This window comes from Algibacter pectinivorans, from assembly GCF_900112595.1.
In the GTDB taxonomy this organism is placed as follows: Bacteria; Bacteroidota; Bacteroidia; order Flavobacteriales; family Flavobacteriaceae; genus Algibacter_B; species Algibacter_B pectinivorans.
In genome coordinates this window covers 1-17,287 of the sequence record NZ_FOMI01000005.1, presented here as the reverse complement: position 1 = coordinate 17,287, position 17,287 = coordinate 1, and the positions used below count along the sequence as shown (strand labels likewise).

At 34.0% G+C, this 17,287-nt stretch carries 15 protein-coding genes, 1 tRNA gene and 2 rRNA genes; 5 read left to right on the top strand and 13 right to left on the bottom strand.

Annotated features, from left to right (window positions below; all coding sequences use genetic code 11):
• Nucleotides 1-34 precede the first annotated feature (34 nt).
• Nucleotides 35-1,363, top strand: coding sequence for a hydroxymethylglutaryl-CoA reductase, degradative (locus BMY96_RS08570; RefSeq protein ID WP_092851333.1), 1,329 nt, complete (start codon nt 35-37; stop codon nt 1,361-1,363).
• Nucleotides 1,353-2,267, top strand: a complete 915-nt coding sequence (locus tag BMY96_RS08565; RefSeq protein ID WP_092851331.1) for a GYDIA family GHMP kinase — start codon at nt 1,353-1,355, stop codon at nt 2,265-2,267. The genes BMY96_RS08570 and BMY96_RS08565 overlap by 11 nt, the downstream gene beginning before the upstream one ends.
• A 79-nt stretch (nt 2,268-2,346) precedes the next feature.
• Here BMY96_RS08565 and BMY96_RS15990 read toward each other — a convergent pair whose 3' ends face one another.
• The 4 genes from BMY96_RS15990 to BMY96_RS08550 all read right to left on the bottom strand — a co-directional run bounded on the left by BMY96_RS15990 (nt 2,347) and on the right by BMY96_RS08550 (nt 4,069).
• Nucleotides 2,347-2,517: a hypothetical protein gene (locus BMY96_RS15990; protein WP_175473542.1), complete on the bottom strand. Its 171-nt coding sequence runs from the start codon at nt 2,515-2,517 to the stop codon at nt 2,347-2,349.
• Nucleotides 2,518-2,560: 43 nt separating this feature from the next.
• The gene (locus tag BMY96_RS08560) at nt 2,561-2,722 is read right to left on the bottom strand and encodes a DUF1328 domain-containing protein (protein WP_092851330.1); all 162 of its coding nucleotides are present in this window, start codon (nt 2,720-2,722) and stop codon (nt 2,561-2,563) included.
• Between the two features lie 298 nt (nt 2,723-3,020).
• Nucleotides 3,021-3,470, bottom strand: coding sequence for a ferritin-like domain-containing protein (locus tag BMY96_RS08555; RefSeq protein ID WP_092851328.1), 450 nt, complete (start codon nt 3,468-3,470; stop codon nt 3,021-3,023).
• Nucleotides 3,471-3,634: 164 nt separating this feature from the next.
• On the bottom strand, nt 3,635-4,069 hold the full coding sequence (locus tag BMY96_RS08550) for a hemerythrin domain-containing protein (RefSeq protein ID WP_092851326.1): 435 nt from the start codon (nt 4,067-4,069) through the stop codon (nt 3,635-3,637).
• Between the two features lie 238 nt (nt 4,070-4,307).
• Between BMY96_RS08550 and BMY96_RS08545 the strand changes: the two genes are divergently transcribed.
• Both BMY96_RS08545 and BMY96_RS08540 read left to right on the top strand, forming a co-directional pair.
• A complete protein-coding gene (locus tag BMY96_RS08545) occupies nt 4,308-4,850 on the top strand; it encodes a DUF2652 domain-containing protein (protein ID WP_245750573.1) in 543 nt (180 codons plus the stop codon).
• Between the two features lie 18 nt (nt 4,851-4,868).
• The gene (locus tag BMY96_RS08540) at nt 4,869-5,897 is read left to right on the top strand and encodes a helix-turn-helix domain-containing protein (RefSeq protein ID WP_092851323.1); all 1,029 of its coding nucleotides are present in this window, start codon (nt 4,869-4,871) and stop codon (nt 5,895-5,897) included.
• Between the two features lie 80 nt (nt 5,898-5,977).
• Here the strand turns inward: BMY96_RS08540 and BMY96_RS08535 are convergent, their stop codons facing one another.
• The 7 genes from BMY96_RS08535 to BMY96_RS08505 all read right to left on the bottom strand — a co-directional run bounded on the left by BMY96_RS08535 (nt 5,978) and on the right by BMY96_RS08505 (nt 13,925).
• On the bottom strand, nt 5,978-8,107 hold the full coding sequence (locus BMY96_RS08535; RefSeq protein ID WP_092851321.1) for a peptidylprolyl isomerase: 2,130 nt from the start codon (nt 8,105-8,107) through the stop codon (nt 5,978-5,980).
• 276 nt (nt 8,108-8,383) lie between these two features.
• Nucleotides 8,384-9,673, bottom strand: a complete 1,290-nt coding sequence (locus BMY96_RS08530) for a hemolysin family protein (protein ID WP_092851320.1) — start codon at nt 9,671-9,673, stop codon at nt 8,384-8,386.
• Nucleotides 9,674-9,868 carry a hypothetical protein gene (locus BMY96_RS08525; RefSeq protein WP_092851319.1) on the bottom strand — a complete coding sequence of 65 codons (195 nt, stop codon included), beginning with the start codon at nt 9,866-9,868 and terminating at the stop codon, nt 9,674-9,676.
• A 69-nt stretch (nt 9,869-9,937) separates the two neighbouring features.
• Entirely contained in the window at nt 9,938-10,492 is a 555-nt protein-coding gene (gene lptC / locus BMY96_RS08520; RefSeq protein ID WP_092851318.1) for an LPS export ABC transporter periplasmic protein LptC, read from the bottom strand.
• Nucleotides 10,492-11,874, bottom strand: coding sequence for a tetratricopeptide repeat protein (locus BMY96_RS08515; protein ID WP_092851316.1), 1,383 nt, complete (start codon nt 11,872-11,874; stop codon nt 10,492-10,494). The genes lptC and BMY96_RS08515 overlap by 1 nt, the downstream gene beginning before the upstream one ends.
• 18 nt (nt 11,875-11,892) lie before the next feature.
• Nucleotides 11,893-13,197: a BamG family beta-barrel-assembly machinery protein gene (gene bamG, locus BMY96_RS08510; protein ID WP_092851315.1), complete on the bottom strand. Its 1,305-nt coding sequence runs from the start codon at nt 13,195-13,197 to the stop codon at nt 11,893-11,895.
• On the bottom strand, nt 13,194-13,925 hold the full coding sequence (locus BMY96_RS08505; protein ID WP_092851314.1) for a type III pantothenate kinase: 732 nt from the start codon (nt 13,923-13,925) through the stop codon (nt 13,194-13,196). The genes bamG and BMY96_RS08505 overlap by 4 nt, the downstream gene beginning before the upstream one ends.
• A gap of 179 nt (nt 13,926-14,104) precedes the next feature.
• Here BMY96_RS08505 and BMY96_RS08500 point away from each other — a divergent pair.
• Nucleotides 14,105-14,177: transfer RNA gene (locus BMY96_RS08500), tRNA-Phe, on the top strand.
• A gap of 739 nt (nt 14,178-14,916) precedes the next feature.
• Here BMY96_RS08500 and rrf read toward each other — a convergent pair.
• Together rrf and BMY96_RS08490 are read right to left on the bottom strand one after the other, a co-directional pair.
• A 5S ribosomal RNA gene (gene rrf / locus BMY96_RS08495) occupies nt 14,917-15,024 on the bottom strand.
• Between the two features lie 134 nt (nt 15,025-15,158).
• A 23S ribosomal RNA gene (locus tag BMY96_RS08490) occupies nt 15,159-17,287 on the bottom strand; the annotation flags it as partial.

Below are 17,287 nucleotides of genomic sequence, written 5' to 3'. Positions count from 1 at the left end.
AGAGTAGTATATTTGCTCTGCAAATTTGTAAATTATGAGTAAACCTATTACCGGCTTTTCTAAATTATCTAAATCAAAAAAAATTGATTGGATGGTAGACACTTATTTCTCTAATCCTGCAGAAGCCCAAACCGTTTTAAAACAATACTGGAATAGCAACGATAAGCTTCAACAATTACACGATGAGTTTATAGAAAACACCATATCAAACTACTATTTACCACTTGGTGTAGCCCCTAATTTTTTAATAAACGGCACTTTATATACCATCCCAATGGCTATCGAGGAAAGCTCGGTGGTTGCTGCTGCCAGTAAAGCTGCAAAATTTTGGTTAGAGCGCGGTGGTTTTAAAACCAAAGTTATTTCTACCACAAAAATAGGACAGGTACATTTTAATTACCAAGGCGATTTCGGTAAGCTAAAGCAGTTTTTCCAGGAGGTAAAACCAAAGCTTATTACTAGCACCGAAGCTATTACCAAAAACATGACAAAACGCGGTGGTGGTATTTTGGATATTGAGTTGCGAGATAAAACTACGGATATAGATAATTACTATCAATTACATGCTTCTTTTGAAACTTTAGATGCCATGGGCGCCAATTTTATAAATTCTTGTTTAGAGCAATTTGCTAAAACATTTAAAGCTGAAGCCTTAACTTTTAATCTATTTACAGAAGAAGAACAACACATAGACATTATAATGAGTATTTTGTCTAATTACGTTCCTGATTGTTTGGTACGTGCCGAAGTAAGTTGCCCTGTTGAAGATTTAAGTGAAAGCAAAACGCTTTCGGGTGAAGCTTTTGCTAAGAAATTTATTCAAGCTGTAACTATAGCCGAGGTAGAACCGTACCGAGCAGTTACACACAACAAGGGCATTATGAATGGTATTGATGCCGTTGTTCTGGCCACGGGAAATGATTTTAGAGCGGTTGAAGCAGGTGTGCATGCTTATGCCTCCAAAAACGGACAATATAGTAGCTTAACCCATGCTAAGGTTGAAAATGGTATGTTTTCCTTTTGGATGGAAATTCCTTTAGCATTGGGAACTGTTGGCGGACTAACAGGCTTACACCCTTTAGTAAAATTAGCTTTAGAATTATTACATAAACCATCGGCAAAAGATTTAATGCAAATTGTTGCCGTTGCAGGTTTAGCCCAAAATTTTGCCGCTTTACGTTCGCTTACCACAACAGGTATTCAAGAAGGACACATGAAAATGCACTTAATGAATATTTTAAACCAGTTTGAAGCGAGCACTGAGGAAAAGAGCATTTTAACCAATTATTTTAAAAACAATACGATATCGCATACTGCGGTTACCGAAGCATTAAACAAACTAAGGGGTACAAGTGAAAAATAAAACGTTTTATAGCCACGGTAAACTATTACTATCTGCAGAATATGTGGTTCTTGATGGCGCACTAGCTTTAGCCATACCCACAAAATACGGACAATCGTTAATAGTAGAACCTATTAATGAGCCTGTATTACACTGGAAAAGTTTTGATGAAACTAAAAACATTTGGTTTGAAACCAAGTTTGAATTAAAAGGAAACACTATTGAAGGTCAAGATTTAAATAATGCTATTTCTAACCGTTTAATTGAAATCTTTCAAGCATCAAAAGCATTAAATCCAGAATTTCTAAATATTAATCAAGGCTATAACCTTGAAACGCATTTGGAATTTCCTAAAAATTGGGGTTTAGGAACTTCCTCTACCCTTATTACCAATATTGCAAAATGGGCTAACATTGATCCCTTTCAACTTTTAGATAAAACATTTGGCGGCAGCGGCTATGATATTGCCTGTGCACAACACCACAATCCAATAACGTATAGAATAGCTCCAGATAAAAAAATAGTTGAACCCGCTAATTTCAACCCTATATTTAAAGAACAGCTTTATTTTGTACACTTAAATAAAAAGCAAAATAGTCGCGATGGTATTAAGCACTATCATGAAAACAAAAAAAATGCAGCTTCTACTATTAATACTATAAATAATATAACCCTAAACATGATTAGTTGCCAAACACTAAATTTTTTTCAAGACTTAATGGTAAGCCATGAGAACCTTATAGCCAAACTTACTAAGCAAACTCCTGTTAAAGATATTTACTTTAGGGATTTTGAAGGCGCAGTAAAAAGCTTGGGTGCTTGGGGTGGCGATTTTGTTTTGGTTGCATCTAAACAAAACCCTACTGCCTATTTTAAGGCTAAAGGTTTCAATACTATTATTCCATACGGTAAAATGGCCTTATAAAACATAACTCAAAATAGTTAAGCACAAAAAAAAGAGCTTTAAATAAAGCTCTTTTTCTTTTTACAAATTGTAAACTATATTATTCTACAGCATCTTCAACTTCATCGGCTGCATCTTCTAAACCATCTCCAACGTCGTCTGCTACATCTTCAACAGCGTCTTCTACTTTTTCGCCTTTTGTTTCTCTACATCCTGTAAATACCGTTGCTACGGTAAATAATACTAAAAATATTTTTGCTATGTTCTTCATAATAAAAGTGTTTTAAAAATTAGTAATTAAATCTATTTTGATTTTATTTTTTAATTAAACCTTTTAATAGTGATAGTACAAATAGTACTATAAAAATAAAAAATAAAATTTTTGCTATTCCAGCTGATGCTCCAGCTATTCCACCAAATCCTAGGAATCCGGCAATTAATGCTATTATAATAAATGTGATTGTCCAACGTAACATAATAATGAGGTTTTAAAAATTAAACTCTAGTAAGTGATTGACTCTCAACCCTACAATACAAAGATATAACACTTACACAGGCGTTGTTAACTCATACAAATTGGATTTTAACTCAAATAAAGGTTATACCTGTATTATTGCATTTACGTTGTAAACATAAAAAAAAGACCTCCACACAAATAACATTTATGCAAAGGTCTAATCTACTAACCAATCAATTCAAAATTAAGTTTATCCCTTAATATTATGTAACTCGTTTACAATAAATATTAACTTAATTGCGAATTTAAAAAACCTATTAGCTTATATCTTCTAGAGTTTTTATTCTAGACAAGCCGTGTTCTATTTTATTTTTTTGCGATTCCAGAATGGATTTAGTGCTAAGTGGTAAACTTGTTTCTTTAATAACATTATTATACTCGTTTACTGCAGACTTTTCTCCTCTTATAGCTTCTTCCAACATAGACTCTTCATTGTCCAAAGAAAACCACGATTTTACATCCATCCACGCTCTATGTGCAGATCCTGTAATACTGCCGTCTTTATCTATATCTTGATTAAATGTTTTTATCTCAGATTTTAACTCGTGCCCAAAATCATAACGCTCTTGCGCTTTTTGTTTGAAATAAGATTTTAATGCTGTATTATCAACATTCTCTGCGGCTTTTTTAAATCCTTTTTCCGCATCGTACGTTTTTTCTAATAAATCGTTTAGTTTTTCGCCTACTGTTTCTGTGTAAGTATTCATTTTATTGGGTTTTATATTAACAGTAATTTACTTTTAAGATGCCTACTGGTTTACATCTAACACATGTTAAAACAATTACATGCTTACTTTTGCTTTTACAAATTTATAGGATAGGTAAATTTTAAATTAATTCAATACCTTAAGTTGTTAATTCATTTAATATCTTATAAATTCTCATTCATATAATTAGTATAATCTTTTGCTAAACTTTTCTTTTTAGTTTCCGAAAACACTTTTCCTGCCAACTGAAAAAATGTATGCTCTTCATCTTCTAAATGATGCTCTACTTTCTCTTTTAAATCTTTAGCATACTTTAACCAAGCAGAAGAATCATAATCTGTTTCTTCTAATTTCTCAATTAATTCATCAATCTCATGATGTTCCGCTATACCATGTCTAGCCTTTTCTTGCATCATATCGCTACTAATTAACGGCTTGTAAAAATGGCGTTCTTCTGCATTAGCATGCACTTCCAATTCATTTTTAATAGCATTAAACGTTTGCTTTCTTTCTTTAGATGCTCCCGAGGTTGCAATTAGCTTTTTAAGTAAGGCCCGTTGCGTATCGTGATCTTTTCTAATGGCTTCAAATATGGTCATAATGCAAGTATTTAATTAATATTTAGCTTATTTTAATACTTCAAAATTATAATAGTGTATTGATTTAGGTTTGTTCAAACAATATAAAAAGTAACTGAAATGCTATTGATTCTTTATCGTTTTGTTGTTTTAATATGATATAATAGCATTATCTTTAGTTCTTTTTATCCATTTTAAAACATAACTAACTGGTAGCATGCTAATATGTATTCCTGACATTAGTGGCTTTACTCAATTTATGAGTGAAACAGATTCCGATTTAAGCTCTAAAGTGATTCCTTCATTATTGAATAACATAATTTATTCTAACGAAATAGGTTTAAAAGTCTCGGAAATTGAAGGCGATGCGGTATTGTTTTATAGACCAGGCAAATTGCCTTCATTAAAAAATCTTATCGACCAATGCATCCATTTTTACATAGAATTTTACAAACAACTAAATATTTTAAAAGAGGCACATGATAAAAATGAGGATAGCCATAAAATCCCTAAAACTCTTGGATTAAAAATAATACTACATTATGGCAATGATATTGATACCGTACAAATAGGTAAACATATAAAGCTTATGGGAGAAGACGTGATTATTGCCCATAGACTGCTTAAAAACAAAGTTCCTAAAGATGAATATTTATTGATTTCTGAAAATTTATTCTCTCAATACGACATGAATGAGCTAGACAATAAGCTTTATTGGGACGAATTAAAGAAAGGAAAAAATGTATACGAACATCTAGGAGAAATTAACTATACGTATATTAACTTAGAAACTCTTTTATAAACATAACAAGTACTTTGTATGATAGAAATAGAAATAAAGGCAGAAAACTCGAAAGAGATTCTTGAAGAAATTCAAAGCCGAATTGGCGGAAATATTGAAGAAAAGTGGAGTGAGAATACACTTTATGTTAATAACGAGATTGCCGAAGGTACTATACGCTACATACCTTTTGATTGGGGCGTTAACCTTATGGATTATAATATAACATTTAAAGACGAGGTTATATTAAAAATGCACGCTAGCGAGTACAACCCTATTAGATTTATATATACACTTAATGGCAGTTTTAAACATAGATTTGGTATAAATAAAAGAGAAGAGGAAATCGAGCAATATCAAACCTTAATTTTTACTAATAAAACGGTTGGTGTTAATTACATCCATTTTCCTAAAGACACCAAGTTAGATATTAACTCCATACAGATAGTACGTAAACACTTCTTAAAAAAACGTACCACTAATGTCTCTACACTAAACAAAAAATTATACGAAGTTTTTGTTGATACCGATCATGATAACAGATTTGCGCATTACGGCACGTTAAACCTAAAAATGGCAGATTTAGTTAAGAAAACGAGAAACGTAAAGGGTAAAGGCATGTTAAGAATCCTTAAAATTGAAGCTAAGATTTACGAAATTTTATCGATACACATACAACAGCATAACAAATTACAACAAGGTGTGCCCTTACCAACATCGTTAATAAAGAGTGAGCTAATTACGGTTAGAAAACTTGGGCAAGCCATATTAAAACGTCCGGCAAAAGATTACTCGTTAGATCAATTATCTGCAAATTCGGGCTTATCGCAAGCCAAATTACAAGATGGATTTAAATTTTTATATACACGAACAGTAACCGAGTATATTAGGCATGTAAGATTAGAGGCTGCTAGAGAATTAATGACTACTACAGATTTAAATATTACTCAAATTGTCTACTCTATTGGTTTTACAAGTAGAAGTTATTTTTCGAAGATATTTAAAGAAAAATATGGTGTAACACCCAACGAATTTAAAAAGCAGTTAATAGTGCCCATAGCCATATAACAAAACTAAAACACACATATTTCATACAAACAAAAAAGCCTCGTTTTCCGAGGCTTTTTTGTTTGTATATGTTTTATGCTCTATTGTATTTGACTAGAAGCTCTGTTATCTTCAATATCTGCAGCAGCTTTTAAAGCATTATAGAGCTTAGTAGTAACTGTACTAGCCTTTTGTTGCTCTACTCTATTGGCAGCTGCTTGATAGTTATCTAATGCAACCGCTGGCGTTATTTTGGTAACCTGTACCATATACACACCATTAGTTCCATCAATTAAACCAGAAGTTTCTCCTTCTTTTAATCCAAACGCAGCTCCAACTAGCATAGGCTCTCTTCCAGCTCCAGATACTGTTGGGTTTTTCATGTTTACTCCAGTTGCTGTTCTTACATTAGTGTTTTCAGCAGCTGCTAAATCTTCTAACGTATTTACAGAAACACGTTCTCTAATAAGTTTAGCCTTCTTTTGCTTTCTTATAATTGGTAATACTGTAGCAGTAGCATCATCAGCACTCATTAAACCAGCTTCATGTTTTGCTACTAATTGTGCAATTACATAACCATTTGTTACATTAAAACGCTTAATATCTCCAACTTTAGCCTCTTCTTCAAAAGCCCAACGTACAATTGGTCTTTGGTTTCCAACACCAGGAATATTTTCATCCAATGCTTTAATACCATTTACTGGTCTTAAAGTATAATTCTTTTCGTTTGCTAAAGTTTCAAAGTCACCTTCACCTGCTTTAATTTCGAAGTTAGATGCATCTCTAAATACTTTATCGGTAGTTGTTTCAGATGGTTCTATTTTTCTTGCAATAGTTCCTACTTTTACAGCTTTGGTTTTGTTTTTCTGTCCTTCAACTTCAATTATATGAAATCCAAATACTGTTTTAACAACTCCTAAATCTCCTGTTTTACCTTCAAACTCAAAATCATTAAACTCAGGAACCATAGTATTGTATGGGTGCCAATCGTAACGTCCTTCTTTAGCAACACTTCCTTGATCTGATGAAAACTCTTTTACAAATTCTGGGAATTTAGAACGGTTTCTTTTAAGTATACTTAATAAGCTATCTGCTGTCTTTTTTGCATCAGCTTCAGATGTTGTAACATCTGGTCCTGCGCTTTGTGCGCCTTTAAAAGGAATTAAAATGTGTCTTACCTTTGCAGAATCTGGAATTTGTTTTACAGCTATAACCTTAGTTATTTTAAAAGCACCATCATGTTTGTATGGTCCATAAACTTCACCTTCGTTTAGGCTGTAAATAGCATCGGCAGCTTCTGTTGGTAAACTAGATTTAAACACAAAACGATCATCAAACTTAACATCTGATGCTGCTATAGAGTTTATATAAGCCTCGTTATCTTTAACTTTAGAAAAAGCTACAATAGTATCTTTTCGTCCTCGGCTATCAACAAATCTACCATTTACAAACGTGTTTAATTCTGCTTTAATAGAATTTTCATCTTCAACAGATGCAATTTCCTTAAACTCTACAAAGCGGATATCTCTTGAAGCTTCAACTTGGTATTGATTCTTGTTTTCTTTAATATAACTTGTAATATCAGATTTTGTTACAGCTATTGTACTATCTGGAATTGTAGAGAAATTAACTTGAACATATCTAAGATCTACTTTATTCCCTTCTAATTCATGGTTTAATTTACCTTCGGCAAGGGTACCGGATAAACCTGCCTTAACCATATTAAAATAGTTTTGGCTCAATGCGTTAGAGGCTACTTGTTGCTCATAATTAACCCAACCAGCAAAACCTTCTGGCGAAGTTTCTTTTAAATTTGCGATATACTCGTTCATTTTATTTTCATCAAAAAGACCCGCTTCGTTTAAAAAGTTTTGGTTTGTTGCCAAAGACGTTTTAAGCAAATCTCTCATTTGATCTTTTTCAACAGAAATTTCAAGCTCATCAAATTGCGTTTGCATAACAGCTTCTCTAACCTCTTGGTTCCAAACTTGGTTCATTACCTGAGTACTTGTAGCATTAGGTCCCATTTGCCTTTGTAACTGCTCTACTTTTTGCATGAAACCTTCACGAGTAATATCCTTACCATTAATATTTGCAACAATGTTTTGCGACTTTGATGTTAAAGCATCGCTGTTTTTAAACAAATCTGCTAACACAAAAGAAAATAACGCTAATGCGATGATTAATATTAAGAATAGTGAACGTTGTCTTATCTTATTTAAAACTGCCATTTGTAAATCTAATTTTTAAAATCCGTTGTTGGAATTGCTTGTTTAGTTGATATGAATTGCTGTAAATTGGCAAAAATATCGTGCGCGAAAATACCATTTTCATTTCAATAATAAAAGGGATATTTATTATTTGTTAAGTTGTTTGCTTTGTGCTGTATAAGGTCTTGTAAGTTACTGGCTTAAATAACACCAAAAATTAATTACTAATGCCTATATTGAACAATTAGAATAATTATACTAAGGTGGTTATTACTCCTGTTAACTCTTAAGTTTAACCTAATCTTCTTGTAAAATTTTAACCTCTACCATATCAATTTTAGTATTGGAAACCTCTAGAATAGAAAACTGAAACGTGTCAATATTTACAACATCGTTTTGGGTTGGAATTTCTTCGGTATGATTAACTATTAGCCCTCCAAGTGTTTCGTAGTTTTCGCTCTCAGGAAGATTAATTTTGTAGGTTTCATTAATATAATCGACCTCCAAACGTGCAGAAAACTTATAGGTATCATTATCCAGCACTTCTTCAATAAGTACAACAGAATCATGTTCATCTTCAATTTCACCAAATAATTCTTCAACAATATCCTCTACCGTCATAATACCAGAAGTTCCCCCATATTCATCTAAAACAACAGCAATACTACGTCGTTTTTTAGTTAACACGTTTAGCACATCTTTAATTAAAACAGTTTCTGGCACAAACTCAACTGGCGTTAACATAGACTTAATGGTCTTTCCTTTTTTAAATAATTCGAAAGAGTGTACATAACCTAAAATATCATCTACGGTTTCTTTATAAACCAAAATCTTTGTCCTTCCTGTTTCGGTAAACAAGGCATTTAATGATTTTACAGAGTTAGATATTTCCACCGCTATAATTTCGGTTCTAGGAACCATAACTTCTCGCGCTTTAACTTCTGAAAATTCTAAAGCATTTTGAAAAATTTGTATTTCGGAGTCTACTTCATCTTGCTCTTCTACAGATTCCATTTGCTCACTAATATAATTACCAAGTTCTACCTTAGTAAAAGCGAGTTGAATTTGATCACCTTCGGTTTTAAAGAATACCTTTAATACAAAGTCGGAAATCCAGATAACAAAATCTGAAATTAAAGAAAACAACACATAAAATATATAGGCAGGAACCGCCAAAGCTTTAATTAAAGTATTGGCATAAATTTGAAAGAATACTTTTGGAAGAAACTCTGCTGTTATTAAAATAACAAATGTTGAAATTATAGTTTGGGTAAGTAAACTTAAGTCTGTAAACAGATAATCTAAAAAAGTGTAAGGCGTTGGTAATAGCGTTTGGAACCAGTTTACCAACAAGTCGCCCATAAAGAAGCCATATATAACCAGGGCTATATTATTACCAATTAACATGGTAGTAATAAACTTTGATGGCTTTACGGTTAGTTTACTTAAAGCTTTAGCAAGTATTCCATCTTGCTTTTTTTCAATTTCAATATGGATTTTGTTTGAAGACACATAGGCAATCTCCATACCCGAAAAAAAAGCCGATAATATTAGTGAAACAATTATGATAATTACATAAATGCTCATCTACTTCGAGTTATTATTTTCTTCAATTTTTTTTGCAAATTTTCTTCTAAAGAAATACATAAAAATAGCTAATGCTGCTAAACCAAGTGAAATATAAGCGCCATTTCTATTAATAGTCCATTTTGATATACTATCATATATAAATAATACAGCAAAAACTAAATAAGCGTATTGAAAAATTTTTGAAAACTTCATGTGTTACAATCTGTAATTAGGGTATAAAGATACTTAAAATTGAGAATTGAAATTTTTAATTAGTAGAAATTAATCTTCTAAGGTAATAATACCGGTAACCTCTAGCACTTCGGCGTTTGAGAATTCTGAGTTAGAATCGAAACCATTGCCGTTTATTAAGTCTGTTTTGGTTTTAAAACTAACAGGCTTATTGGTGGAAAGCCATTCTTTGGTTGTATTGTAGAATAATTGTTCTGTTTTTAATACTTGATTATCGTGCGTTGTAATAACCACATTATCCTGCATATCTATTAAATTAGTATTATCGTAAACAAAGGCATTATCTGCTTGCACAGTACTTTTTTTGTTATCCTTATCGTAAATATAAAGCGTAACACCATCTGTAAACTGACGAAAAGGAAAGTCCCTATTCGTATAATCCAATACTTTAGTGCTAATTAAATTTGCCGATACCCTACCAGAATCGGTATATTTTAGGTTAACATTGTGGTCTACTCCAATAGGTTCATTTTCCGAAATTCCTATTTTTTGAACTTGCTTAAAACTATCATTACATGAAAAAAACATAGTCACAATAAAAATTGTGACTATGTTAAAAATATTATATGAAATGCGTTTTCTCATTAGATACTTGGTACGGTTACAGAAGAACCAATCCAACAACCAATTTTAATGGTTTGACCTGCTCTACCTGAACTAAATATTTCAGATTTTTGAGGTGCTTTTGCTCTATAATTAGCTACCGATTGAGATGCCGCTTTGCTTAAAGTAGGGTCTACATTAGCTGCTCTTTGAGCCTCATTTGCTGCTAACCAGTATACTGCTCTCTTATCGAAGTTAGTATCGCCACAGTTATTAGCACTTGCTGCGTACATAGCTGCTATTGACAAATATGGACGACCATTTGACGGGTTCAATTTTAAAGCTTTTCTAAAATAACCTCTCGCTTGCCCATATCTTCCTTTTCTTTTAAGAATTAGCCCAATTCTATTTGCTAGTTTTGCTTTTTTAAACGTGTCGTTTTCTAAATCAAAAGATTGTTCAAAATAGCTAATAGCTTCATTTTCTTTACCCTTTTTAAACATAATAGTTCCAACAAAATATTTTGTATCAGCAGAAGGATCTATTTCATCATACGACTTTACCAATTTCTCGTATAATGGGTCATCAGTACATTCCTTATAGTACATTCTACTTACTGCACGCTTTAACCAAATAGGATCTGTTCTATAAACTTCATAATCTTTATTGTATAAAGGTATTAAGTTTTCACAATTTGCTCTAATACCTAGCTTAGCATCAATATTACCAGAAATCAAATCATAATTTTTCAAATAGCTCTCATAATACCTTTTATACTTTCCTTCTTTTTTAGTTAATGTAGTTCCTGCATCTTCTTTCTCAATTAACTTATTAAGTTTTTCTGAAAAATTTTTAACTTCTTCTTCAACCTTATCTACAACATCGTCATATTTGTTAAATAAATCTGCTGCAGGTTTTTTACCAGCATCATACAAATCTACCATTAAAGAGAAATACGTATATAAACTTTTAGGGTTTGTAAATGTTGCTTTATCCAATTGGTAAGCAGCATCAAAGGCGTTGTACAAATCTTCTGTACTTTTACCTAATACATCTTTATTATCATACATTAATTGAGCAGCTTGTGCAGCATACTCACCTTTAGGTGTTTTACTTGCAAAGTGCTCTGCTTTTTGTTCCCAAAGTTTTAAAAGATCGTTAATAAAGGCTACTTTATCAGCTCCAGATGCTTTATCAATTTTATCTTCTAATATTTTTTCACCATCAACGTAAATAGCGTTGTTAAATTGAGGGCACTTGTTTCTTACTGCCATCCAAGGCTCGTAAGCAGCATCATAATTCTTTGCTTTTACATATTCGTGGAATATAGAAAGCTTAGTTAAACATTCTTCATCTTGCTGTGAAAAACCATTGTTTAACCCTATAAATAGGAATGCTAATAGTAATGTAATTTTTGTTTTCATGTTAAAAATTTTGTAGTGTTAATCATACTTTCGTTTCTGGAACCATCTATCGTTCAAAGATAAACTTAATTGTAAATTAATAAAATTCTCTTGTATTAAATTACTGTTTTTTGTTCCTCGTTGGCCAAATTCAAATCCTAAATTCGCATTAGAAAATAATCTTACATCTCCAACTGGTATACCTACTCCAAAAGATATGCCAAACTCTTTAATAGATTCATCATTTATCTTTAAGCCTGTTTCTTCTGTTCTAAAACCAGCCCTATAAACAACGCGTTTCCAGTAACTTCTAAATGAATTATACTGCGGAATATAAAAGCCTCCTATTGAAAACGAATACGCGTCTTCATAAGTAGTTGTATTATTAAATAGTTCATTTGAAAAAGAACCTGTCTTTAAAAAGGTAGTTTCGGCACCAACAAACCAATTTCTAGGCTTTCCAATACCACCACCAAACGTAACTTTAGACGGCATAACTAATTTCGTTTCATCTAAGCCGTCCTCACTTAAATCTAAATTAATAACATTTCGTTCGTTTTCTTGACCTTGTATACCAACAATAATCGTAGATATTGAACGCTCGTTTAAAGATACCAAAGTGCTTTTTGGTGTATAAGTAACGCTAGAAACAAACTCTAATTCATTACTTATCATAGTTTTATAAGACAATCCTAAATTAACATTTAAACCGCTTAAATCAGACCTATTATTTTCTTTAGATTGATACTGTGTAGGAACCCCATCAGAATATTGATAATTGATTATACTATTTTTAGTATGCCCAAAGTTATATTGAAAATCGACTCCAACACTAATACCTTTAGCTATTTGGTAACCAAATCCTAAAAAAGCTTTATTTAAACCTCCTTCACCTTCAAATCTGTTATCAATATTACCATCTTCATTTGTACCTTCTAGCTTATAACCAACCGATGTATAAGGCAATAAACCAAAACCTACACCAAATTTACCTAAAGGAATATTAACTGCTAAATAATCAAAAGTAGTCGATGAGGCATCGTCACTACTCGTATTACTTTCTAAAGTAGAACTTGTGTAGCCACCACCAACAGCAAATTTAACGGGTCTACTTTCGTTATCCCATAGTTCTAAGTTATCACTAGCATAAGATGCAGGGTTTCTTAGGTTAACATGTATACTATCGTTGTAAATACTCAAACCTCCCATACTTCTATTCTCTACAGTACCTTTAAATTTTAAGCTACCAATACCGTAATAGGAATACGGAGATGTTGTTCCTTGTTGTCCATAACTGTTCATTGCTACTATGGCAATAAAAACTAATACAAGTTTTTTAATCATTCGTTTGAGTTAAATTGTAAAATATAGTCTAATCCCTCTAAAAGAAAATTAGGATTGGCAAATATGCTACTTTTTAATTGCTTAGACAAGAATTTAGCATCTCCTCCTGTTAAAATTACTGTTAAATCAGAATATTTCATTTTATAACATTTAATAACACCTTCAATTTCCTTTAAAAACCCAAAAACAACACCAGAATGTATCGAGGCCTCGGTAGAATTACCAATAATATTTTTAGGCATTTCTTTATCTAACAACGGTAATTTAGCCGTAAAATTATTCAAAGCTTTATAACGCATATTAATACCAGGAGAAATAGCACCACCTAAATACTCATTATTACTATTTATAAAATCGTAGGTAACACACGTACCCGCATCAATAATAAGTACGTTCTTTTCAGAAAACTGTTTAATCGATCCAGAAACCAAAGCTATCCTATCCACACCCAAAGTTTTAGGCGTGCTATACAGATTCTTAAAAGGCAATTTGGTGTTAGAGTCTAAAAAAAGCACATTAAAGCGCTTAGAAATGGATTTAATAGTTAATTTATCAAGATTCCCTACCGAGGAAATAATAACATTATCCAAGTCCAGATAATGTTTTGCTAACACATCAATTTCATCCTCTACAGCCTTAAGTAAAACAACACGCTTTTCTAAAAGTTCGCTATCTTTAAAAACGGCCAATTTAACGTAAGAGTTACCTACATCAATAATTAAATTCATAATTTATTAAAACGCTAAAATTACAAAACCACAAATAATAAATAACTAAAAACCTCTATAATATTAATAACAAATAAGTTACCGCTCAATTTTAAAAATAAATTAAAAAAAATAAAAATTTTGCGTTTTTCTCTTGGCGAATAACAAAATTGCATATATATTTGCAACCGCTTTGGCGAGGTACCTTAGCTCAGTTGGTAGAGCAAAGGACTGAAAATCCTTGTGTCCCTGGTTCGATTCCTGGAGGTACCACAAAAAAATCCCGAAACTTAAGTTTACGGGATTTTTTGTTTCTAATAAGTTCTACATTTAGGGCGGGTTTTTAAATACAAGCCTAATAGAAAATAGCCAAAAGGCTATTACAAACATTAAAACCATTTAAAAACCGCGCTATCCGTTACTAGTTTTGTAAAACCATAAATGGAAGTTTTTCAAAAGCTAACCACTACTATCGCTCCCGCAATTATTAGCCAACGTCTATTTTCTACTTTATTTTCAATTAATATCCGTAAAAAAAGTGCTAAGACTAAAAATACATAGAACATAGTACTTATAAATTAAGAATGAGAATTACTTTAATTTTAATTTATCACATATCTGCACTATTAGATCTAGTACCTACAAGCTTTAGACTATAAAAATGTATCTATAAAACTCAATATACAAACGAGATCAAGAGTACAAATATTAATTCCGTACTAGAACAGCAAATTATGTTAATACTTTGAAGCCCGTAACTAGAAAATATAACAAAAACATAATAATCCCCTTATTTAAAACTGTAACAAAGTAATTTAAGCTTTGTATATAGCTACAAAAAGTCAGGAAGTCTAGGAAAAAAACTACTATACAATAAAAACGGATAACTTTACAGGCAAACTACCTGATTAAGGCAATTAGATTCCTTAAGCCCGATACTTTTCCAAAATCACCTCTCGCATTTGAGTATATCGCAAAAAAAAATCCTCAACAAATAAATGTTGAGGATTAAAAAAGGCAACGACCTACTCTCCCACAAATGTAGTACCATCGGCGCTAATGGGCTTAACTTCTCTGTTCGGAATGGTAAGAGGTGAGCCCCATCGCTATAACCACCTTAAGTTATAGCTGCTGACTGTCGGCTTTCGCGTCTAGTCTTCAGCGTTCATCCTATAGATGAACAAATATCTTAACATATTGAAAATAAGAGACATGATTGTTGTAATAATATTGAACTTAGTAAAAAAACAGGCGTACAATAAGCCTATGGGTTATTAGTACTACTCGGCTATGACATTACTGCCTTTACACCTATAGCCTATCAACGTGGTAATCTCCCACGACCCTTTAAAGAAATCTCATCTTGTGGTGGGTTTCGCGCTTATATGCTTTCAGCGCTTATCCCTTCCCAACGTAGCTACTCTGCAATGCTCCTGGCGGAACAACAGATACACCAGAGGTTAGTCCAACTCGGTCCTCTCGTACTAGAGTCAGATCCACTCAAATTTCTAACGCCCACTGTAGATAGAGACCGAACTGTCTCACGACGTTCTGAACCCAGCTCGCGTGCCACTTTAATGGGCGAACAGCCCAACCCTTGGGACCTTCTCCAGCCCCAGGATGTGACGAGCCGACATCGAGGTGCCAAACCCCCCCGTCGATATGAGCTCTTGGGGGAGATCAGCCTGTTATCCCCGGCGTACCTTTTATCCTTTGAGCGATGGCCCTTCCATGCGGAACCACCGGATCACTATGCTCTACTTTCGTACCTGATCGACTTGTAGGTCTCTCAGTCAAGCTCCCTTATGCCATTGCACTCTACACACGATTACCAACCGTATTGAGGGAACCTTTAGAAGCCTCCGTTACTCTTTTGGAGGCGACCACCCCAGTCAAACTACCCACCAAGCACTGTCCCTTCTACGAAGGTTAGACTCTAGATAAGCAAAGGGTGGTATTTCAACAATGACTCCACAACGCCTAGCGACGCCACTTCAAAGTCTCCCACCTATCCTACACATTACTTATCCAAAACCAATACTAAGCTATAGTAAAGGTGCACGGGGTCTTTTCGTCCCACAGCGGGTAATCGGCATCTTCACCGATACTACAATTTCACCGAGCTCATGGCTGAGACAGTGTCCAGATCGTTGCACCATTCGTGCAGGTCGGAACTTACCCGACAAGGAATTTCGCTACCTTAGGACCGTTATAGTTACGGCCGCCGTTTACTGGGGCTTCATTTGAGATCTTCGAAGTAAACTTCTAAACCCTCCACTTAACCTTCCAGCACCGGGCAGGTGTCAGGCCATATACATCATCTTTCAATTTAGCATAGCCCTGTGTTTTTGATAAACAGTCGCCTGGACCTTTTCACTGCGGCCACCCCGAAGGGTGGCGACTCTTCTCCCGAAGTTACGAGTCTATTTTGCCTAATTCCTTAGCCATGAATCTCTCGAGCGCCTTAGAATTCTCATCCCAACTACCTGTGTCGGTTTAGGGTACGGGCTGCTTCTCTTGCTTTTCTTGGAAGTTGCTTTTCTGGATTATCACCTTGACCGAAGTCTCAGTGTACTATCGCGGTATCACTACTCGCTTCAACGTACTATTCCGTCAGTACGCACCAAATTTACACCTCCGTCACTTTTAATGAGAGCAGGTACAGGAATATTAACCTGTTGTCCATCCACTACCCCTTTCGGGTTCGCGTTAGGTCCCGACTAACCCTCAGCTGATTAGCATAGCTGAGGAAACCTTAGTCTTTCGGCGTGCGGGTTTCTCGCCCGCATTATCGTTACTTATGCCTACATTTTCTTTTGTAGCTTCTCCAGCATGACTCACATCACACCTTCGACGACACTACAATGCTCCCCTACCGATATTTCTATCCCATAGCTTCGGTAATATGTTTATGCCCGATTATTATCCATGCCGAACCGCTCGACTAGTGAGCTGTTACGCACTCTTTAAATGAATGGCTGCTTCCAAGCCAACATCCTAGCTGTCAAAGCAGTTCAACCTCGTTAGTTCAACTTAACATATATTTTGGGACCTTAGCTGATGGTCTGGGTTCTTTCCCTCTCGGACATGGACCTTAGCACCCATGCCCTCACTGCTGATTAACATTTTATAGCATTCGGAGTTTGTCAGGAATTGGTAGGCGGTGAAGCCCCCGCATCCAATCAGTAGCTCTACCTCTATAAAACTATAAATCAACGCTGCACCTAAATGCATTTCGGGGAGTACGAGCTATTTCCGAGTTTGATTGGCCTTTCACCCCTACCCACAGGTCATCGGAACACTTTTCAACGTATATCCGTTCGGTCCTCCACTGTATGTTACTACAGCTTCAACCTGCCCATGGGTAGATCACACGGTTTCGC